The organism is Microbulbifer zhoushanensis (genome assembly GCF_021729055.1).
GTDB classification, from domain to species: Bacteria; Pseudomonadota; Gammaproteobacteria; order Pseudomonadales; family Cellvibrionaceae; genus Microbulbifer; species Microbulbifer zhoushanensis.
The window spans coordinates 250,689-270,993 of record NZ_JAJSAO010000002.1; the positions used below are offsets into that span (position 1 = coordinate 250,689).

The following is a 20,305-nucleotide window of genomic DNA, read 5'->3' on the forward strand; positions in this document are numbered from 1 at the left end:
GGAGAGCCGCTGCCCGTCAGCCCCCGCCCCGATACATTTGACGCGACAGTCAGGGGACTGCGCGCTTTACCCCTCAGAGGTTCATAGTGATAGACAACCTGCGCAATATTGCGATCATCGCCCACGTAGACCACGGCAAGACCACCCTGGTGGACAAGCTGCTGCAGCAGTCCGGCACCCTGGACCGCCGCGACGAGGGCGCGGAACGCGTAATGGACTCCAACGACCAGGAGCGTGAGCGCGGCATCACCATCCTGGCCAAGAACACCGCCATCCGCTGGCACGACTACCGCATCAACATCGTCGACACCCCCGGGCACGCCGACTTCGGCGGCGAGGTGGAGCGCGTCCTGTCCATGGTGGATAGCGTGCTGTTGCTGGTGGATGCCGTGGACGGCCCCATGCCGCAGACCCGTTTCGTGACCCAGAAGGCCTTCGAGCAGGGCCTCAACCCGATCGTGGTGATCAACAAGATCGACCGCCCCGGCGCGCGCCCCGACTGGGTGATGGACCAGGTGTTCGACCTGTTCGACAGCCTCGGCGCCACCGATGAGCAGCTGGACTTCCCGGTGGTCTACGCCTCCGCCCTGAACGGCATCGCCGGCCTGGACGACACCGACATGGCCGACGACATGACGCCGCTGTTCCAGATGATCGTGGACAAGGTCGAAGCGCCGAAAGTCGACGAGAAAGGCCCGTTCCAGATGCAAGTGTCTGCACTGGACTACAACAGCTATGTGGGCGTGATCGGCGTGGGCCGTATCACCCGCGGCACCCTCAAGCCCAACCAGCAGGTAGTGGTGCTGGACCGCGAGGGCAACCAGCGCAAGGCCAAGGTACTGCAGGTGATGGGCTACCTGGGCCTGGAGCGCGTGGAAGTGGAGCAGGCCAGCGCCGGTGACATCGTCTGCATCACCGGTGTGGGCGAACTGAACATCTCCGATACCCTGTGCAACCCGGAAAACCCCGAGGCCCTGCCGGCGCTGTCCGTCGACGAGCCCACCGTGAGTATGACCTTCCAGGTCAACGACTCGCCGTTTGCCGGCCAGGACGGCAAGTTCGTCACCTCGCGCAATATCAAGGAGCGCCTGGAACAGGAGCTGATCCACAACGTGGCGCTGCGCGTGGAGCAGGGCGATTCCCCGGAAAAATTCAAGGTGTCCGGCCGCGGCGAACTGCACCTGTCGGTGCTGATCGAGACCATGCGCCGGGAAGGTTTTGAGCTGGGCGTATCCCGCCCGGAAGTGGTACAGAAAGAAGTCGACGGCGAGATCCAGGAGCCCTACGAGGAGGTGGTGGCCGACGTCGAGGAGCAGCACCAGGGTGCGGTGATGGAAGAGCTGGGCCTGCGCAAGGCGGAGCTCAAGAACATGGAGCCCGATGGCAAGGGCCGTGTGCGCCTGACCTTTATCGTGCCGTCCCGCGGCATGATCGGCTTCCGCTCACAGTTCCTGACCATGACCAGCGGCTCCGGCATCATGACCAGCATCTTCGACCACTACGGCCCGGTGAAAATGGGTGACGTGGGCAAGCGCATCAACGGTGTGATGGTCTCAATGGTCAAGGGCAAGACCCTGGCCTACGCCTTGTACACACTGCAGGACCGTGGCCGCCTGTTCCTGGGCCACGGTGAGGATATCTACGAAGGCCAGATAGTGGGTATTCACTCCCGCAACAATGACCTGGTGGTAAACCCCACCAAGGCCAAGCAGCTGACCAACGTGCGCGCCGCCGGTACCGACGAGGCCCTGACCCTGACCCCGCCGATCCGCCACACGCTGGAACAGGCACTGGAGTTTATCGAGGACGATGAGCTGGTGGAGGTGACCCCGAACCACCTGCGCCTGCGCAAGAAGATCCTGCAGGAAAACATGCGCAAGCGCGCCAAGAAGTAAGCACTCGTTAACTTCAGAGTGCAAAGAGAAAGGCGGGCCACTGGCCCGCCTTTTTCGTTTCCGCTCTCCCGCCAGGCCGCAGGCCCGCCTGTCCGCTAAATCCGGGGCCCCGCATGGACTGGCTGCCGGTAGCGGCCACCACTGCGGTCATGACGGTGTAAAGAACCTGCGCTCCACCTGCTGCCATTCAGCCAGTGCCGCAGGGGTGTGGAGGCAAACCGTAATCTGGCTAAATTCATGCGCCCGCGGGTGCAGCACTTCCAGCGCCTGGTGCGCGGCAATACTATGCGGAAAGCGATTGGTGCCCGCCCCCAGGGCGGGAAACAGCAACGTATCTATTTTTCCCTGTCGCGCCAGGTCCAGCACACTGTGATAGCACTGGCGTAACTCGACCAGCGCCCGGGCACCCCACTGGTCGCCACTACTCCACTGTGGTGTCACCGTGTGCAACAGGTATTTCACCGGCAGGTTGTATGCGCGAGTCATGCGCGCCTCGCCCACCCCGCACTCAGCGACATGCACACAGGCATCCCGCAGCGGCTCACCGCCGCGCTCGTATACCTGTGCCGACAGCCCGCGCCCGGGTATCAGGTGCTTGTGAGCCGGGCAGACCAGGGCCCCGGCACGCAAAGTCAGGATATTTCCACAAGTCAGTCTCAGGGGTTCCAAAAGTGCACAATTCCGCAGTCAAGTTGCTGATAAAACTATAGCCGGGCTTTGGCGGCGCAAAAAATCACAATATACTCGGCGGTTTATCTAAATATTTAGATTTGCGCCATGCGCACCACGCCGCCGGATCCCGGGGTATCCTGCAACGGCGGCGCAACAACGACCACTTTAAGACATCCGGGCCATGCCGGAGTCAGCGGGCCCACAGGAGTTTTGAGGCCCGTTACACAGGAATTCCCAATGGGTTCAGGGCATCAGGACAGCACCGCACACAATCCCGCCGCCAGGTCTATGGAACTCGACCTGCGCCGGCGGGTGCAGGCCTCCGGCTATATGCTGATCTTCTCGCTCGCCATCACTGCCGCCATGGCGGTACTGGCGCTCACGGACGGCGCACTGCTGCAGTCCCTGACCCTGCTTGGTGTGACGGCACTGATCCTCGCCATCTATATCGGCATCAACCTGGTGAACCCCAGCAGCAAGACGCCGGTCCTGGTCACCTGCCTGTTACTGGTCCTGTACTTCTACCTGCTGCTTTCCGGCGGCGTCAACAATACCGGCCTGATGTGGGCAGTGATGCTGGTACCGGGCTTTATCAACCTGTTCGGTTACCGCATCGGCACCCTGGTGCTTATGGCGGTGGGCGCCGCCACGGCTCTGGTGCTCTTCTATCCGGATTTCCCCGGGCTGGCAGCAGAGTATGACGTCGCCTATCGCGCCCGTTTTATTGCCGTGTTCGGTGCCCTGACCGCACTGACTGCGCTACTGGACAGCAGCCGGGACGAGGCACAGAAACTGCTCAATACCCTCACCGTAGAACTCGAGAACCATGCCGCCACCGATGCGCTTACCGGTCTCGCCAACCGGCGCGAGGCCTACCGGGTTCTACAGGAACTGGAACGGGCCGGCCAGGCGCTGGGTGAATACGCCATATTGATCGGCGACCTGGACCACTTCAAGGCACTCAATGACAGTCGCGGCCATAACTTCGGCGACCGCGTATTGAAAGACGTGGCGGCAGTGCTGAAGGGTAATACCCGTTCCGGCGACCTGGTGGCGCGCTGGGGGGGCGAGGAATTCCTGGTGCTGCTTCCCAATACAGGCACCAGCGGCGCTTCCGTGCTGGCGGAGAAGCTCCGCCAGAAGGTGGAGGCGCTGGGCCACCAGTACGAACCGCCCGCGCGCCTGTCCATGAGTTTCGGCGTCGCTGCGTCCAGTGATGGCACACAGAACCAGACTGAGCTGCTGGCCGAGGCCGATGCGCGCCTTTATCGCGCCAAGCACGCGGGTCGCAACCAGGTGGTAGTCGCCTGAAACAGCGACGCGCGGGTGTCCCGCACACCCGCGGTCGCCCTGTCAGACGTTAGTACTCAGAAGTGCCAGCGCGCGCCGATCTCGACAATCAGGCTCTCGGTATCGATATCGAAATCAGCCGGCAACAAACGCGAGCGAACCTCGGCGTCGTCCGTTTCACGCCAGCGCAAACCACCAAAATAGGTAAGCTCATCGGTGCACAGGTAATTGATGCCACCCATTAGCTGCCAGGCGAAGACACTATCGTCATCATCGACGATTCGCACGTCCGAGGGTTTGTAGTCCACGTCCACCCAGGCATTGCCCAGGCCCGCACCGAGGTAGGGCTGCCACTGCGTCCCGGTATCGAAGTCGTAATACGCGTTGAAGAACACAAAGTCGGTACTGACATCACCCTGGCCGCCATCGACAAGCTCACCCACAGTGACACCGAGTGGCTCAAGCTGTCCGGTCAGGAGCACAGCGGCATCCACTCCGTCGATATTTGCACCGCCAACACGCACATTTTTGTGGGACTCCACGTCGTGTTCCGCCCAGGCGTACTCCACTTCAAAGCGCCACTCGCGCATGCGCCAACCGGCGGCCAGCTGGACACCCCAACTGCTGTCGATATCCGTATCCCAGCGCAGCCGGGTGCCGCGCGGAATGACCACACCGGATGGAATCGCCACCCCCTCTCCGGTGACAAAGTCACCGGTAAAGCGGCCATCGGTATCGATATCATCCATGTCATTCCAGCTTACCGAACCACTGATATAGAAATCTTCGGCATGTGCGGAGACGGAAGCGAGGGCTGCCGCCAGTGCTGTCATAGCTAGCTTCTTGCTGATCATAATTACATCCTGTAATTGCATATTCGCCTGGAATATTTACGTGGACGCACGACCGGCGGACCTCTGTCCAGCGATAAGTGCCGTTTAAAAACCTGCAGACTTTCAGCGCGATTCTGGTTAACGCGCCATGCCGGTTCAAAACTGATCCACAGCACTCACGGGGGAAATACTCTCCCGCTTCTCTCACGATAGACCTGATTTTCAACGACAGGAGGAATGCAACACTCACTAATTAAAAACGGGCGCCACGAGCGGCAGTTGAATTCCTGCCAGCCGTGACGCCCGCAACATCGTACCGGTCTGTTTCCTGGTCAGAACTGCCAGCGGGTGCCAACTTCGGCGAGGAAACTGTCAGCGCCAATTTCAAACTCGGCCGGGAACAGGCTTGCATTCACGGACAGGTCATCAGTCTGGCGCCAGCGCAGGCCACCGAATACTTCCAGTTGTTCGCTCACGGCCAGGCTCGCACCGCCCATAAACTGGTAGGCAAGCACACTGTCGTCGTCCTCGATGATGCTGACGCCGGAGGGGCTGTAGTCCACATCAATCATTGCGTTACCGATACCGGCACCAATATATGGCGTCAACGCGGTGCCGAGGTCGAAATCGTAATAGGCATTTACGAACAGGTAATCCGCACTGATTTCCCCTTCACCTGCTGCCACCAGGTCAGCGACGGTGACACCCAGGTTGTCCTGCCGACCACTGATCAGCACCGCTGCATCTTCCCCGTCCAGTGGAATACCCGCAGCAGAAACACTCCCGTGGGAGTCAATATCGTTGTCGGCCATGGAGTACTCGGCCTCGAAACGCCACTGGTCGATTCCATAACCTACAGCAAAGGAGATCGCGGTACCGCTGTCGACACTGGTATCCCAGTTCACGCCGGTACCGGCCGGCAGGGGGGTGCCCACCGGAATATTGGTGCCTGCACCGGTGGTAAAGTCACTGGAAAAAGCGCCGGCAGTGTCTATATCGTCCAGGTCGTTGTAGCCGATATTACCGCTGACATAGATCCCTTCCGCCATGGCCGCGGTGGAAAACGCACAGCCCAGCATTGCACTAAACAAAATATTCTTACTCATTTGGTTGCTCCCCTGATCTGGTTTCGGTGCATCACTTGCTCTGGCATATCAAGTGGTGCGGGCTTGTCTACGGGGGAGCATCGAATGGCAGATTAACCGGATTCCTGCAATGGAGGGAATTTGTGAGCGGGTTTCCAGTTTCAACGAAACAATGCATGGCCGCTAATCCGGATTTGCATGGCCCCCGTAAACCCACAACTTGGCGCTGCCGTAAATTATGAGCCAGAGGTGAACTTATTGAGTAAATAACCAACCAGGAACGCCAGCAGTGCCGCGCTGCCCCCAAGCAGTAGCGTGCGCCCCCCGGCGCTCAGCAGCGAACTACCATTGACGAAGCCCTTGCCCACGCCCACGGCAAAAAAAGCGAGTCCTGACAGCCCGGCACTCAGGTAAAACCGCACTGGTTCTGCCAACCCGGGCAAAAGAAAGGGCACCAGCGGCACGGCACCAACCAGCAGGAATGCGGAAAAGGTGACAATGGAAGAACGCAATGGGCTGGCCCGCGTCGGGCTGATGCCATGTTCCTCGGTCAACATGGTTTCCACCCACAGCTTCCGGTCGCGACAGATCGTGGACACGATTTCCTCAAGTGTCGCATCGCGAAAACCCTTGGCGGCGAAGATCTGGCGAATTTCCTCGCGCTCCCCCTCCGGCACCAGGTCTATATGCCGCTCTTCCGTGCGGCGAATGGCAAATTCGTGGTCGAGCTGCGCCTGTATCGCCTCATAGTTGCTGACCGCCATACTGAAGCCGTCCGCCAGCAGGTTGGCAAAGCCCATGATTATCACCACGATTGAAGGGAAGCCGGCGCCATAGGCGCCGGATACAATCGCAAAGGTAGTGACGCACCCGTCGATGGCGCCCAGCACAAAATCCCCGAGTGTTGGCGGGCGCGAGGGCTCGCGCAATCGCCGGGCGATATTTTCTGGGCGATGCTGGCGCCGCAGGGCTTGTCTGCCCGGCTCATCCATTTCGGTAACCTTCCCTTCTGCCCAGCGGGCCGATGTAAGGCAGTTTAGCTTTTTACTAACGACCCGTTTGTGGCCTGTCCGGGATCAGGCAGCGAGGTTCACCGGCGCCGTGTCCCGGTTACTGAGAAAGTCCGGGCGCGGTTCCTGCCCACCAAATGGCGCGCGAGGCCGGTTATGTACGCTGTTGTAAACGCACATCATCACTTGTCGCGGATTGCTGGAAATATTGTCGGGGGAACCATGCAGGAGGTTGCATTCATGGATCACCAGCGTACCGGGCCGGCCCGTGATGGCGCGAATTTCCCGGTCGCGAAGAATTTCATTCATGGTATCAGGCTGTGGCACGCCGAGTTTCTGTTGTCGCAGGGAAGTTTTATAGTTGTCCCTGCCGGTCCGGCCCCTGCAGGAGATAAACAGGTGGTGGGAGCCCGGGATTACATAGAGTGGGCCGTTGTGGTCGTGGTTTTCACTGAGCATGATCCACGCGGTAAGTGCCCGCATACGCGGCATGCCATCCTCCACGTGCCAGGTTTCAAAATCCGAGTGCCAGGCAAACGATCTGCCGGTATAGGCCGGCTTGTTATTAACCCGCGATTGCATCAAGTAGACATCTGAGCCAAGCAGCTGCTGCACCATGGGCAGTACTTTCGGGTGCCGGAAAAATTCGTTCGCCACTGAGCTGAAGCGGCAGGGATTGAAGATTGTGCGGAGTTCCTTGCCCTGGGGTTCAAACACAAGCTCTTCACGCCCCGCCAGTGAATGCTGCATTCGCACCACTTCTTCCTGCAGCGGTTCTACCATTTCGGGCATAAAATCCGGAAAAACCAGATAACCGTTTTTTTCGTACTGGGCCAGCTGCATCTGATTGAGGGGATTACTGGTATCCGGCGCCTGATCATGGAAAACCACCGGATCCTGTCGGGGGATGATTTGTTCCCTGCCGCCAATGCGCGAAGGGTACAGATCACCAGTCATAGGCATTCTTCCTCCTGTGATTAATTCTATCAGTGCACACATTGTCCCGGATGGGCAAACACCATGCGGTATTTTGTCGGGGAAATGTGGCCTGAACGGCCTGCCGCAGTGGGCAGCAACCGCCAGGTGGTGACGGGTCCCATGGATGGACTCGCTGCACCAGTGTGAATTACCCTGTATTGCGCAGGGCAGGGAACACGGTGCCTGTTCAGCGGGCGCAAAACTTAATGGTTCCGGCGTTTTGTTGTCAAGCTGTTGCTGGCGGAAGAGGGAGGTGGGGGCTGTAACATAGTGGGGGGCCACCCGCGCACAAACTTTTTTGCACACGGGTGGGCAGTGCGGTTTATTCGCGCACGATAAAGCTCACCCGGTCCACGCCGGTATTACCGGTACGCTCGTCGAATGCATAGACCAGTAATTCGTAAACACCCCGTTCTTCGGGGGCCAGGGAAGCGGCAAAAGTATTGTCAGTATCGGTCATCGCCAACGGGATAGTCCGGTAGGCCTTGCCGTCTTTCTTGACCAGCGCCGCTACCTCCATCTTGCTGCCGTCCCAGAGTCCCCCATCGCTAATCGGGCAACCACACATCATTACCACATTGGCGCGAATCTCGAACGGGGCTTCTGCCATGGTGGTATAGCGATGGGTCTGCGGGCTGAGAATGTCCACTACCATGCCGGGAATCTCGATCACCAGCCCGTCACCGTCAATCGACTTGCCAGGCACCAGCCAGGTCTGGGTGGTGGCAAGCACCCGCGCCTGCTTCTTGATATAGGGCGCCAGTACCTCAATGGTGACGAATACCGGCTCCTCGATATCCAGTTCGGCGCGGAAGGCCGCGGCCCCTTCGCCTATCTCCTGGTAGCGGGAATGTGGCTGGCGCATGATGGTGTCGGTATTACCGGTACTGCCGCTGGTTATGCCTTCAGCCAGGATGGTGCCGCTCTCGGCATCACGGATCCTTACCGAGGCGCCACCGATCGACGAGCCAATAAACTTTGCGTCCTTGGCCCGGGCACGCACCACCACCTCGGTCGGCTCCGCCTGCACGGCGGCAATATCGCCAAGCAGGAATACCAGCCCGAGACAAAACAGCGGGAATATTTTTGCCATTTTCTTCATGGGGAGTTTCTCCAGGTTCAGCACGGGCTCAGTTCTCTACCGGCTCGAGACGAAAGAGGCCGCCGTCGGGCAGGTCGTTGAGCAGGTAAATATAGCCATCCCGGCCCTGGCGCACATCGCGGATACGGCCCAGTTCACCTTCAATCAGGGTCTCGGTGGACTGCACATCGTCACCCTGCAGCACCACACGCAGCAGTTTTTCACTGCCCAGGCCGCCGGCCAGTAGATTGCCGCGCCACCTGGGGAAACGATCACTGTCCACAGCCGCCAGGCCCGAGGGGGCAAAGCGACCGCTGTAGATATGCCGCGCCTCGCGCATGCCGGGCATGCTGGCCTTGCCAATCGGCGCCTTCGAGCTGTATTCCTTGCTGCGGGTGGCCTCCGGCCAACCGTAGTTTACGCCGGGCTCGATCAGGTTCAGCTCGTCCCCGGTGCGGGCCGCATGCTCGCTGGCCCAGATTCGGCCATCGGCACCCACTGCCAGCCCCTGGATATTGCGGTTGCCGTAGCTGAAGATTTCATCGTGGCCTTCTTCCTTCCCGGCAAAGGGATTATCGGCTGGCGCGCCACCGGTCTCGGTCAGGCGCAGCACACTGCCGGCGTGGTCATTGATATCCTGAGCGCGGGAGCGGTCCACACCACGGTCGCCAATGGTCATCAACAGGGTGCCATCCTTGCGCCAGGCCAGCCGGGAGCCGTAGTGGCGGCCCGGGGAAGAGAAGCGGTCCTGCACAAAGAGCTCTTTGACATCGACCAGGGCGCCGTCACCCAGCCGCGCACGGGCCAGCGCGGTCGCGGTGCCGTCGTCGCCGGGCTTGGAGAAAGTCATGTACACCCAGTCGTGCTCACCGTCGCCGTATCCTGGGTGCAGCACTACGTCCAGTAAGCCACCCTGGCCCATGGCCGAGACTTCCGGCACGCCATCGATGTAGCTGACCTCATCACCGTCCACCAGCGCCAGGCGACCGCCGCGCTCAGTCACCAGGAAACGTCCGTCGGGCAGTTGCGCGACACCCCAGGGATGCTTGAATCCCCCTGCCAGTTTCACGATCCGGAAATCATGCTCCTCTGATTGCACGTTTTCCTCGACAACTTCCGCAGCATTGGCGGCTGTGGCAAAGGCCCCACACAGGGCGAGCGTGCGGGCCAGTCTCCGCAACGCGTTCAGCAGGTCTGTCATGGTGTACTCCTCACCGTCATCTTTTTCTATTGGCCCGATGCTACTGCCCCCATCGCAAGAACACAAAGCGGGCCGGCAATCGCCGGGTACAAAAAAGCCGGGCAGCGCCCGGCTCCTGGATCAACTGGATCCTTTGTTACCGTCCCTGCCGATACGACAGGAAACGGCGGCAAGATCAGCTGCCCTTGGTTTCCTCGATCCAGCGATTCACACGCTCTTCCAGCATCGGCAGGGGCAGTGCGCCGCCGCCAAGCACGGTGTCGTGGAAGCCGCGGATATCAAACTTGTCGCCAAGCTCCTGCTTCGCTTTCTCGCGCAGCTCCTGGATCTTCAGCATGCCGATCTTGTAGGAAGTGGCCTGGCCCGGCAGGGTCAGGTAGCGGCGCACTTCGGAGCGCACCGCACCTTCCGGGATGGCAGAGTTTTCCAGGAAGTATTCCACCGCCTGGTCCTGGCTCCAGCCCTTGGAGTGCATACCGGTATCCACCACCAGGCGAATCGCGCGCCACATTTCCGCGGTCAGGCGGCCGAAGTCCTTATAGGGGTCCTCGAACTGGCCCATTTCCTTGGAGAGTGTCTCGGAATACAGCGCCCAACCCTCGATATACGGGGTAAAGTGGGCCTGGGTGCGGAATTGCGGGATACCTTCCAGCTCCTGGGCGATGGAGATCTGCATATGGTGACCGGGGCTGCCCTCGTGATAGGTCACGGTTTCCATGTCAGTGGTGGACAACGCGCTCATATCGGCCATGTGCACATAGTAAACACCCGGGCGCGAGCCGTCCGGGGTACCGGATTGGTAGTGCTGCGCACCGCCCGGCACTTCACGGAAGGGCTCGACGCGCTTCACCACCAGGTCCGCCTTGGGCAGGATGCCGAAGTACTCCGGCAGTTTCTCCTTGATATCGGCGAGGAAGCCACGGGTCTCTTCCAGGTAACCCTCGCGCCCCTCATCGGTGTTCGGGTAGTAGAACTGGTCGTCGGTGCGGATAAAGGTGAAGAACTCCTGCAGGTTGCCGTCGAAGTTCACCTGCTCCTTGATTTCCTCCATTTCCTTGCGGATCCGCGCCACCTCGTCCAGGCCGATCTGGTGTACCTCGTCTGCCGTCAGCGGCAGGGTGGTGTAATAGGCCAGGCGGTTGTTGTAGTAGGCATCACCGTCGGGCAGGCTGGAAACACCCTGCGGTTCCTCATCGGCATTAACGCGGTCTTTTTCCAGCCAGGCAATGTAGGCATCGTAGGATGGCTTGAACTCTTCTTTCAGGGCGCTTTCCACCTGGTCCAGCAGCGCCGACGCTTTTTCGCCATCGATCTTGCCGGCTTCTTTCAGGCCCTCGATCTTGCCTTTGGCGTCCGCAAACAGAGGCGCATCTTCCTCGCCAGCGAAGGGCTGGCCGGTGATGACATTGTTGGCGCGCTTGATCGCCAGGTCGTAGGCGAACTGCGGCGGGCGGATATCCTTGCTGGCGGAGAGCTGGGCGCGCTCCAGCAGCTGGCCCAGGGCACGGGAGACACCGCCGATACGGGCGATGTAGGCATCCATGTCCTCGACCGTGTCCACCTTGTGCTGGTTGATCAGGAAGGTGGGCAGGGAGGCCTCGGGGCCGTACAGTTCGCTGGCGAAGTAGGCGTGGTTCCAGAAGGGCTTGTTGGCCTTGGCCTGCTCGTACTGGAAAATCCACAGGTCGTAGGATTCCTTGCCGGCAGTGCTCAGGCTGTCGTAGTCGAACTTTTCCTTCAGCTCCTCGACGGTCTTGGCCTTCCATTCCAGCTCGCGCTCACTGGCGGCCAAGCTCATATCGTCAATCTGGTCGTAGAGTTCCTTGCGGCCCAAGTAGCTGAGCTGCATGGGGCTGAACTGGAGCTCCTCCTCGAAGCGCTCATCCAGCCACTCGGTCAGGCGCGCTGTTTCCGCCGCCGGGTCGGTCGCCTTGTCACCGGCGGGGGCCTCGGACACCTGGGCGCTCTGCGCCTGTTGTGCGGCATCGGCGGCCTGGTTCGGGTCTTCCCCCTGGCACCCGGAAAGGATCGCCAGCGCCAGCAGGCTGGGAATAAATGGGCTGTTCAGATTGCTTCGCATCTCTTTGCCTCGGTTAATTTTTAAACAGAAAAACGCCCAATACTTTGCCATGCTTTGGCATCGTAGTCGACGCAGGACAGGTTATTTTCAGGCAGGCTCCCGGCCCCGTGCGGCAGGCTGACGAGCCCTCCGCTCAGCCGTCGCCGGGTTCGGCCTCACCGGCGATCGTCCGCCGGCGGCGCCAGCGCCGGTAGCGGGTATGCACACCGCGGGTAAACAGGGACGAATACTCCTCCAGAATATCCACCCCGAGGAGCACGAACAGCACCAGCCCGGCCAGGACCACCGCAGTGCCCGGCGCGCCGAAACCAATCAGGGTGCCTATGGCCGCCTGGACCCAGATGGTGGCCGCGGAGGTGACTCCCACCACCACACCGTCGCGCGCCAGCATCACGCCGGCGCCGAGGAAACCGATACCGGTAATGACCTGCCCCAGTACTCGCGCCCGGTCGGGCCCGCCTCCCAGTGATACCGCCAGAGCGGTGAAGGCATAGGTGCCCAGCACAATCAGGATCGAGGTACGGATACCGACCGGTTTACCGCGCAACTGTCGCTCCAGGCCGATGGCTCCCGCGCACAGCATGGCGGTCAGGACACCGCCCCAGTCGAGCGGGGCGATGGTGAGCCAGTCACTCATGCTCGATTTTCTCCAGCGGTTGCCGGGCCACCTGGTTAACAATATGCAGCTCGCGCTGCGGGAAGGGAATCGACAGGCCTTCCGCCTCCAGGGCCGGCTTCAGCTTGGCCATCAGTGACCAGTAGACATCCCAGTACTCTTCAGTACGTGTCCAGGCGCGCATATGCAGATTCACCGAGCTGTCCGCCAGCGCGCGCACGGCAAACGCGGGCTCGGGTTCCGGTAGCAGGCGCTCTTCCTCGGCCACCAGCCGGCGCAGCACCTCGATGCCCTTATCGATGCTGTCGCCATAGGCGATGCTGGCAATGATCTCGATACGGCGGGTGGCGTTGCGGCTGAAGTTGGTCAGGGTCTGGCCCCAGACATTGCTGTTCGGGGCAGAAATACTCAGGCCGTCCACGGTATCCAGCTGGGTGGTAAACAGGCCCACTTCCTTGACCGTGCCCAGGGTGTCGCCGAACTGGATAAAGTCGCCGACGCGGAAGGGACGCAGGCCCAGCAGGATAAAGCCCGCAGCAATATTCTGCAGGGTGTCCTTGAGGGCCAGGCCGACGGCGATACCCGCCGCACCCAGCAGGGCCACGACGCTGGTGGTATTCACCCCGAAGCGCCCCAGCACCATCAGCAGGCCGATAATGTACACGGTCCATGCGGCCATATTGGCGAGCACGGGGATCAGCAGCGCATCCAGCTTACCGCTCAGGCGCTTTACGCCCCGGCGCGCGAGCCGGGCGGCGATCGCGGTGGCGACCAGGATCAGGATCGCCGCGCCGAGATTCAGTGCCAGCGCCATCAGCTGCGGCCAGTACTCTTCCAGCAGTGCGTTGAAGTCCATCAGTCTCTCCCTGGATAAGTATTCAAGAAAAGGAGCATACGTTAATCGGTGCAGTCACTGCACGCCCGCGTTATGCCCCCTGGCCTACAGCAGGCCCTTACGCCGCGCCTCGTCGAGGCAGGGCTGGCGCGCGGGGCAGCCCAGCAGGTGATCATTAACCATACCCGTGGCCTGCATATGGGCGTACATGATGGTGGAACCAACAAAACTGAAGCCGGCCTTTTTCAGGGCCCTGCTCATGGCATCGGACTCCGGCGTGGTGGCTGGCACCTCGGCCAGGGTGCGAAAATCATTGACGATCACACGCCCATCGGTGAACTGCCAGAGGAATTCCGACAGGGTGGTACCACACTCGTGCAGCTCCAGGTAAGCCCGGGCATTCTTCACCGCTGCCTCCACCTTGCGCCGGTTGCGGATAATGCCCGGGTCCTGCAGCAGTTGCTCGATTTTCCTGTCGGAATAGCGGGCAATCTTCCCCGCATCGAAACCGTCAAACGCCGCACGGTAATTCTCCCGCTTGTTCAGCACGGTGATCCAGGATAACCCCGCCTGCGCGCCCTCGAGGATCAGGAACTCGAACAGCAGCTGGTCATCGACGACCGGGCGCCCCCATTCCTCATCGTGGTACCTCTGGTACAGGGGTGTGGAAAGGCACCAGTCACAGCGTTGGTCTTGCATGGTTCTACTGTCTCAAAAAAGCGCGTTTGCCGGGACCGGGTTTTGTGAATCCAGGCCAACGCGGGTTCGCGGCCATGGCCCGCCGCTGCAATTACGCGTGATCTATGGATTTACTGCGCACCGGTGAAGAAGTAGTGCTGGATCAGCTGCAATACCAACAGCGTCATCACCAGGATAAAGACAATATTATTGCGATTCATAAATCACCCCTTGTTGGAGTTGCAGCAGCCCCTGCTCAACGAGCCAGTCGCGACTCTCGGCCAGCATCTGCCCCAGTTCGACATCAGTGGTGTAGCCCAGTTCGCGCCGCGCCCTGTCACTGCTGGCGACCACACGACGGGTCAGCATTGCCGCCTTTTCCGGTGTCACCGCCGGCTCGCGCCTGGTGATGCGCGAAACCCAGTCGTTGCAGCGGGCCAGCGCGCGGATTGCCAGGGCCGGTGTGGTGCGCCGCGGTTCCGGCTTGCCCACCAGCCGCGCAATCTGGCCAAAGAATTCCAGGAAGGTCGCATCGGTGCCGGCGAGGATATAGTTCTCACCACAGCGGCCGCGGTGCCAGGCGCTGATATGCGCTCGCGCCACCTCGCCCGCGTAGCAGAAGGAACCCGCACCCGGCGGCACCCCCGGCAACCGGTCCTGCGCGATCATGAAGAAAGTCTGTGCCCAGCTGCTGGTGTCGTACTTACCGACGATACCGCAGGGGTTCAGGAAGAGCGCATCCAGTCCACGGTCGATTTCCTCACGCACCACCTGCTCGGCCCGCTTCTTGGTATACAGGTAGTGATGGCGCGGGTCATCCGCCAGCTGCGGGCTCGCCTCGGTGATTTTCTCGCGGTGGTAGCCATAGGCGGAAATGGAGCTGGTCACCACCATACGGCCCACTCCCTTCTCCCGCGCCACCCGGGCGATGTTGGCCGACCCCACCACATTGTCCCGCCATTGCTGTGCGTTGCCACCCCGCCACATATTGGTATTGGCGGCCACATGGAATAGCGCGTCGATCCCCGCCGGTACCGCCGCGCGCAGGGAGTCGATGTCCCCCAGGGCGGCCGGCACCAGTGTGACCCCGGCCCGCTCGACCAACCGGGTGTCAGAGCCTTCCCGATGCATCGCCGTCACCTGCCAGCCATCGGCCAGTAACTGTTCGACCAGGTTGGCACCGAGGAAGCCGGTACCGCCGGTGACAAAGGCATGCAGGCCTTGCTCTTTATTATTCACTTGCACTCCAGGATTGCCGGCAACTCGCCGCTGCCGTTCAGTAGCATTCGGGTGGCCAGTGCCACCACACTCCTATTTCAAGTTTGCACATACCCTGCTTGCGGTTTTGCCCGCGCAGGCAGTCGTTTAATCTATGGTATTTCCCCAACCCGATCCACAGCACCAGGAGAAGCGAGCAATGAAGGGCCTGATCCAACGGGTAAGCCATGCGAGAGTCGAAGTCGGCGGCGAGGTGGTGGGGGCTATCGATCGCGGCCTGCTGCTGTTGCTGGGCGTGGAGGGACGGGATGACCGGGCCAGTGCCGACAAGCTGTTGCACAAGGTGTTGCATTACCGCGTATTCGGCGATGACGAGGGCCGCATGAACCTGAACGTACAGCAGGCCGGCGGAGGGCTGCTGGTGGTAAGCCAGTTCACCCTGGTGGCCGAGACGGCAAAGGGGCTGCGGCCCAGCTTCAGCCGCGGTGCCAGTCCACAGCAGGCAGAGGAGCTGTACGACTACTTCGTCGGGCGGGCCCGCGACCAGTTGGCGCCGGTGTCCAGCGGTGTGTTCGCCGCCGACATGCAGGTCTCGCTGTTGAACGATGGCCCGGTGACGTTCCTGCTGGAGACCTGAGCGGCGGCGTCCAGCGCATCCAGCTCCCGCTCCCGCTCCTCCTTGTCCCGCTCGCCCAGTCGCTCGGTGGCCTCGTAGAACGCCTCCCAGCTGCCGGAGCGCCGGTACAGCTCCTCGAACGCCGGCACCCGCGACTGGTATTCCGCCGCCAGCGCCAGGGTGGCGTTGTTGGTCTTGTCGATATAGGCCTGGTAAAGCGCGGGATTGGGCCAGTCCGCTGACATTTCCCGGTAGCAGGCACGCAGCTGCGCCAGCACGGCCTCCTTGCGGGTGCGCATGGTGCCCTTGGCCAGGCCCGACTCGTACAGATCTTCCAGCTGTTTGCGGGCGGTGGTCATCAGCTGGCGTACTGCCTGCGCCTGGGCGGTGCGGTCCGGGGCCGGGCCGGTCAGGCCCTGGCGCCGGCGCCAGTCCGGCAGTGCCAGGCGGGAGACGGCAGTGGCAAAGCTCTCGTTGAACTTCGTATCGTTGGCGATATAGACCCGCCGGTGAGCCAGCTCGTGGAACAGCAGCCCCGCCAGGCGATCCTCGGGCCATTTGACGAAGCTCGACAGCACCGGGTCGTCGAACCAGCCCAGCGTGCTGTAGGCGGGCACCGGGCCCAGGTATACGTCATACCCCTCATTGCTCAGCTGCTTCCCCTTGGCGACGGCATCTTCCTTGTCGAAATAACCGCGGTAGCTGGCGCAGCCGGCAATGGGGTAACACCAGCGCTTGGGATCCAGGGAGAACTCCGGCGCCGCCAGTACGTTCCACAGCGGGTAGTCACTGTCGAGCTTGACGTAGTCCCCGTAGGCGCCCCCCACCGGCAGCCCCAGCTCGCCGCTGGCGTACCAGCGGATCGACTGCACCAGCCGCAGCCGCTGCTGCAGTGTGGCATCGGTATCACCGGCGTCGATCACCCGCTCGAGGGGCTCGCGTGCGGCGAGGATGCCCAGCTGCCCCACGGCCGCCTGGGTGTAATAGGACGCGGTCTCGCAACCGGCCAGCGGCAGGGAAAACACAAACAACGCCAGCAACGCCGGCACAACCCGGCGGCGAAACGGTAGCCCCGGAATACGGGGCCGTTGGCGCGGCAGCCTGATGTACACTCACTAATACCCGATTTAGTTCTGGTTTCCGTCGTTCCTGACCGAGGACAGAGGCATGGAGCCCGTCGCCGCGGTACTGACAGTTTTCGGCATCGTATTCGCCGCCCTGGCCTGGCTGCGCCTGCTGGCAGTGAGCTTCCGCGCGCACCCGGCAATGGGCTTTATCGCGGTATTACTGCCGCCGCTGGCGTTGCTGTGCCTGGTCCCCCGCTGGCGCCAGGAGCGCGAGCTGTTCCTGCTGGCACTGGCGGCGCTGGTCTTCTCCAGCATAGCCACTGTTTTCTGATCACTTCCGGCTGCAGGCCCCGGCAAACCGGCCCCGCCCTTGATCCAGGTCAATAGAACCCCTCCGCCGCCGCATAAACTGGCCACCAGTCAGATGTGATAGCGAGGAACCAGAAATGGACGCACTGATCGACCTGTTCACCAGCTTTTCCGGCCTGCTGAGCCTGGGCATTATCGGCTTTATCCTGCTTATGGGCGCCTTTATCACCCGCATGGCACTGCGCAATATGAACGAGGGCAAGTGAGCCGGGAGACACCGCGGGGGCGGTAATTGCGTCGCCGGTGGAATTTTTCCGGATTCACAGGCTCAAAGTCAGCGTTGTTGAATTCGGAAGTGTCTCTTATGAACCGCGCAATCGCCGCCATGTCAGCCTGTCTCACCCTGCTTGTGGGCGCCTGTGACCGCGGATCCCATATCATGAGGGGCGAGGTCGACTCGCTCATGTACCTCTGTGACCAGGGCGCGGAGCTCGCGGTGCGCTACCTGACCCCGTCACAGGGCCCGGCCACAGCAACCCTCACTTACGACAACAAGCTGATTACCATGCACCAGGAGCCCGCGGCCTCCGGAGTGCTGTTCGTGGCCGACAAGGGCTATCCGGACTACCGCTGGCACACCAGGGGACAGGAGGGCATGCTGGTGCTCTACTCCTCCAACGACAAGGACGGCAATGTCCTGCTGGGTGGCTGCACCACCCCCGACTGAACGCCGCGCACCGTCAGTGGCCACAGGCGTAGTCACGCGCCGACTCACCGACAAAATAACCCCGCCACAGGAATCTCAGTGACTGTTCTATCACCTCGGCATCACGCATGATCGCGCCGTGGGTCAGCGGCACCACGTAAAACGCGCACATCCCCTCCACCTTCGCACTCTCCACACGGATACGGCCATCATCCGGGCCCTCGAGGATCGCCGAGGCGAACGGGTTGAGGCTGCGATCGCCGGTGATCACCCCCAACTCGAAGCGTACCGGGCCCATCTGCAGCGGCAGGCTGTTGTCGCCGGTGCCCATCTGCCGGCCCGCGGGACCGTTCACATCCTTGATCCAGGGAATATGGTCCAGCCAGTCACCCACGCGGCTGCCCTGGTTGGGTGGCGCCAGCATCACCACACGGTCGATACCGGAGACGGGCCGGTCCTGGAAGTAATAGCGGACCAGCAGTCCGCCCATGGAGTGGGTGACGAAGTTCACCGGCGCCGCCCCCGCCTGCCGGCACTGCGCCAGCCCCTCATCCACGGCGGTGGCGGCCAGTTCCTGGATCGGCTTCTGTCGCGACGGGTAGCCGATATTGACCACGTGAAAACCGGCCTCGCCGAGGCGCTGCGCCAGCGGCACCATACTGCTGGCGTCCTTGGTCAGGCCGTGCAGCAGGATCACGCATTCCTGCCCCGCCAGTGCCGGGCGCCAGGACAGCACGAGGGCCAGCGCAAGCAGGAGAACAATAAGTGGGGAGCGGGGGGCAGCGCGGGCTGCCCCGGCGGGAACACGGGTGTTGGCGTGGCCCGCCTCAGGCATGCTCTTCCCGGTCACGGGCCTTGATCCAGCGGCCGAAGAAGATGCCTACCTCGAACAGCAGCCACATGGGCACCGCCAGCAGTGACTGGGAGATGACATCCGGCGGGGTCAACAGCATCCCGACCAGGAAGCAGCCGACAATCACATAGGGCCGCTTACTGGCCAGGGTTTTGGCGTCCACCGCGCCGCTCCAGATCAGCAGCAGGGTGGCGATGGGAATCTCGAATGCGAAGCCGAAAGCGAAAAACAGTTTCAGCACCAGGTCCAGGTATGCGCGTATATCCGGCATTACCTTGATGTCGGCGTGCGCGGAGCTGACAAAGAAATCGAACAGGATCGGGAACACCACGTAATAGGCGAAAGCCATGCCGGCGTAGAACAGCACGATACTGCTCACCAGCAGCGGCACGGCCAGGCGCTTCTCGTTTTTGTACAGGCCCGGCGCGATGAAGGCCCAGGCCTGGTACAGCACAAACGGCACCGAGATAAAAAACGCCAGCACAAACGTGGTCTTGAAAGGTGTCAGGAAGGTGGACGTGACCTCGGTGGCAATCATGCCAGCACCGCCCTCGGTAAGGCGCGCCTGCAGCGGCTCGGCCACGTAATCGTAGATCTCCGCGGCGAAGGGCACCATACAGGCGAATAACACCACCACCACCATGAAGACTTTCAGCAGGCGGTCGCGCAGCTCGATCAGGTGGTCGATAAAAGGCTGGTTCTGTTGCTCGCTCATGAATGGTTATCTTTACCCTTGCCCTTGGCGGCTTCCGCTTCTGCAGCGGCTTCCTCCGCCGCTTCCTGCTCCAGCCTGGCCAGGTTGTCCGGGTGGTCCTCGACCAGGTCCGGATCGCCATAATCGTGCCAGTGCTCGGGGTACTCCGGGTCCTGCAGGTCCTCGGCGTCCTCGTCCTGCTCGGGCAGGTAGTCTTCCGCGTCCGCGCTGGGATGGGCCGGATCGTGCGCTGCCGGCTCCCCGTGCCGGGTGCCTTCCGCCGCGGGTTCTGCCGCAATATCGCCGGCAATGGATTCGGCCGGCTCGGCGATGGCCTGCTCTACCTCGCGACGGCTCTCCTCCAGCTCGCGCATGATGCGCTCGTTGTGCAGCTCGCGGCGGATTTCATCGGCGCCCACCTCGCGCTCCAGCTCGTCCTTGGCGCTCTGCAGCGTGCGCTTGAAGCCCGACCACCAGCGCGCGGTGGTGCGCACCGCATCCGGCAGGCGCTCGGGTCCCACTACCAGCAAGCCCACAACGCCCACCAGCAGGAGTTCAAAGAAGCCGATATCAAACACGCGCCGGCGC

General features: G+C 61.8%; 22 protein-coding genes. 6 read left to right on the plus strand and 16 right to left on the minus strand.

Annotated features, from left to right (window positions below; genetic code table 11):
- Positions 1 to 86 precede the first annotated feature (86 nt).
- Complete coding sequence (gene typA, locus LVD10_RS04630; RefSeq protein ID WP_232940089.1) at positions 87 to 1,895, plus strand: translational GTPase TypA; 1,809 nt, start codon at positions 87 to 89, stop codon at positions 1,893 to 1,895.
- 147 nt (positions 1,896 to 2,042) lie between these two features.
- On the opposite strand, the gene LVD10_RS04635 is transcribed toward typA, so the two are convergent.
- A complete protein-coding gene (locus LVD10_RS04635; RefSeq protein ID WP_237062064.1) occupies positions 2,043 to 2,564 on the minus strand; it encodes a macro domain-containing protein in 522 nt (173 codons plus the stop codon).
- A gap of 240 nt (positions 2,565 to 2,804) precedes the next feature.
- Here LVD10_RS04635 and LVD10_RS04640 point away from each other — a divergent pair, with 240 nt between their 5' ends.
- Positions 2,805 to 3,878, plus strand: a complete 1,074-nt coding sequence (locus LVD10_RS04640; protein WP_237062066.1) for a GGDEF domain-containing protein — start codon at positions 2,805 to 2,807, stop codon at positions 3,876 to 3,878.
- 56 nt (positions 3,879 to 3,934) lie between these two features.
- On the opposite strand, the gene LVD10_RS04645 is transcribed toward LVD10_RS04640, so the two are convergent.
- From LVD10_RS04645 to LVD10_RS04695, 11 genes are all read right to left on the minus strand, one after another.
- Entirely contained in the window at positions 3,935 to 4,711 is a 777-nt protein-coding gene (locus tag LVD10_RS04645) for an outer membrane protein (RefSeq protein ID WP_232940092.1), read from the minus strand.
- A gap of 311 nt (positions 4,712 to 5,022) precedes the next feature.
- Positions 5,023 to 5,796 carry an outer membrane protein gene (locus LVD10_RS04650; protein WP_237062068.1) on the minus strand — a complete coding sequence of 258 codons (774 nt, stop codon included), beginning with the start codon at positions 5,794 to 5,796 and terminating at the stop codon, positions 5,023 to 5,025.
- A gap of 215 nt (positions 5,797 to 6,011) precedes the next feature.
- Positions 6,012 to 6,767: a VIT1/CCC1 transporter family protein gene (locus LVD10_RS04655; protein WP_237062069.1), complete on the minus strand. Its 756-nt coding sequence runs from the start codon at positions 6,765 to 6,767 to the stop codon at positions 6,012 to 6,014.
- Between the two features lie 84 nt (positions 6,768 to 6,851).
- Positions 6,852 to 7,742, minus strand: a complete 891-nt coding sequence (locus tag LVD10_RS04660; RefSeq protein ID WP_237062070.1) for a phytanoyl-CoA dioxygenase family protein — start codon at positions 7,740 to 7,742, stop codon at positions 6,852 to 6,854.
- Between the two features lie 343 nt (positions 7,743 to 8,085).
- Positions 8,086 to 8,865 carry a hypothetical protein gene (locus LVD10_RS04665; protein ID WP_237062071.1) on the minus strand — a complete coding sequence of 260 codons (780 nt, stop codon included), beginning with the start codon at positions 8,863 to 8,865 and terminating at the stop codon, positions 8,086 to 8,088.
- 28 nt (positions 8,866 to 8,893) lie between these two features.
- On the minus strand, positions 8,894 to 10,045 hold the full coding sequence (locus LVD10_RS04670; RefSeq protein ID WP_237062073.1) for a PQQ-dependent sugar dehydrogenase: 1,152 nt from the start codon (positions 10,043 to 10,045) through the stop codon (positions 8,894 to 8,896).
- A 175-nt stretch (positions 10,046 to 10,220) separates the two neighbouring features.
- Entirely contained in the window at positions 10,221 to 12,125 is a 1,905-nt protein-coding gene (locus LVD10_RS04675) for a DUF885 domain-containing protein (protein ID WP_237062075.1), read from the minus strand.
- 133 nt (positions 12,126 to 12,258) lie between these two features.
- Positions 12,259 to 12,762 carry an MgtC/SapB family protein gene (locus LVD10_RS04680; RefSeq protein ID WP_232940103.1) on the minus strand — a complete coding sequence of 168 codons (504 nt, stop codon included), beginning with the start codon at positions 12,760 to 12,762 and terminating at the stop codon, positions 12,259 to 12,261.
- Positions 12,755 to 13,597, minus strand: a complete 843-nt coding sequence (locus LVD10_RS04685; RefSeq protein ID WP_237062078.1) for a mechanosensitive ion channel family protein — start codon at positions 13,595 to 13,597, stop codon at positions 12,755 to 12,757. The genes LVD10_RS04680 and LVD10_RS04685 overlap by 8 nt, the downstream gene beginning before the upstream one ends.
- An 84-nt stretch (positions 13,598 to 13,681) precedes the next feature.
- Positions 13,682 to 14,275 (minus strand): DNA-3-methyladenine glycosylase I, encoded by a 594-nt coding sequence (locus LVD10_RS04690; protein ID WP_232940105.1) that lies wholly within the window; start codon positions 14,273 to 14,275, stop codon positions 13,682 to 13,684.
- 186 nt (positions 14,276 to 14,461) lie between these two features.
- Positions 14,462 to 15,493 (minus strand): SDR family oxidoreductase, encoded by a 1,032-nt coding sequence (locus tag LVD10_RS04695; protein ID WP_237062079.1) that lies wholly within the window; start codon positions 15,491 to 15,493, stop codon positions 14,462 to 14,464.
- A 178-nt stretch (positions 15,494 to 15,671) separates the two neighbouring features.
- Here LVD10_RS04695 and dtd point away from each other — a divergent pair, with 178 nt between their 5' ends.
- Positions 15,672 to 16,109 (plus strand): D-aminoacyl-tRNA deacylase, encoded by a 438-nt coding sequence (dtd, locus tag LVD10_RS04700; RefSeq protein WP_232940107.1) that lies wholly within the window; start codon positions 15,672 to 15,674, stop codon positions 16,107 to 16,109.
- On the opposite strand, the gene LVD10_RS04705 is transcribed toward dtd, so the two are convergent.
- On the minus strand, positions 15,992 to 17,200 hold the full coding sequence (locus LVD10_RS04705) for an aminopeptidase (protein WP_232940108.1): 1,209 nt from the start codon (positions 17,198 to 17,200) through the stop codon (positions 15,992 to 15,994). The two genes, dtd and LVD10_RS04705, sit on opposite strands and share 118 nt — an antisense overlap.
- Before the next feature lie 55 nt (positions 17,201 to 17,255).
- Here LVD10_RS04705 and LVD10_RS04710 point away from each other — a divergent pair, with 55 nt between their 5' ends.
- The 3 genes from LVD10_RS04710 (at position 17,256) to LVD10_RS04720 (ending at position 18,191) form a co-directional block, all read left to right on the plus strand.
- A complete protein-coding gene (locus LVD10_RS04710) occupies positions 17,256 to 17,486 on the plus strand; it encodes a hypothetical protein (protein WP_232940109.1) in 231 nt (76 codons plus the stop codon).
- Between the two features lie 115 nt (positions 17,487 to 17,601).
- Complete coding sequence (locus LVD10_RS04715; protein WP_232940110.1) at positions 17,602 to 17,730, plus strand: DUF3149 domain-containing protein; 129 nt, start codon at positions 17,602 to 17,604, stop codon at positions 17,728 to 17,730.
- 98 nt (positions 17,731 to 17,828) lie between these two features.
- Entirely contained in the window at positions 17,829 to 18,191 is a 363-nt protein-coding gene (locus tag LVD10_RS04720) for an MliC family protein (protein WP_237062080.1), read from the plus strand.
- A gap of 13 nt (positions 18,192 to 18,204) precedes the next feature.
- Here the strand turns inward: LVD10_RS04720 and LVD10_RS04725 are convergent, their stop codons facing one another.
- Genes LVD10_RS04725 through tatB form a run of 3 tightly spaced genes read right to left on the minus strand, consistent with a single transcriptional unit; the run spans position 18,205 to position 20,295 of the window.
- Positions 18,205 to 19,005: an esterase/lipase family protein gene (locus tag LVD10_RS04725; protein WP_237062082.1), complete on the minus strand. Its 801-nt coding sequence runs from the start codon at positions 19,003 to 19,005 to the stop codon at positions 18,205 to 18,207.
- The gene (gene tatC / locus LVD10_RS04730; protein WP_232940113.1) at positions 18,998 to 19,738 is read right to left on the minus strand and encodes a twin-arginine translocase subunit TatC; all 741 of its coding nucleotides are present in this window, start codon (positions 19,736 to 19,738) and stop codon (positions 18,998 to 19,000) included. The genes LVD10_RS04725 and tatC overlap by 8 nt, the downstream gene beginning before the upstream one ends.
- Positions 19,735 to 20,295 carry a Sec-independent protein translocase protein TatB gene (tatB, locus tag LVD10_RS04735; RefSeq protein ID WP_232940114.1) on the minus strand — a complete coding sequence of 187 codons (561 nt, stop codon included), beginning with the start codon at positions 20,293 to 20,295 and terminating at the stop codon, positions 19,735 to 19,737. The genes tatC and tatB overlap by 4 nt, the downstream gene beginning before the upstream one ends.
- Between the last annotated feature and the right edge of the window lie 10 nt (positions 20,296 to 20,305).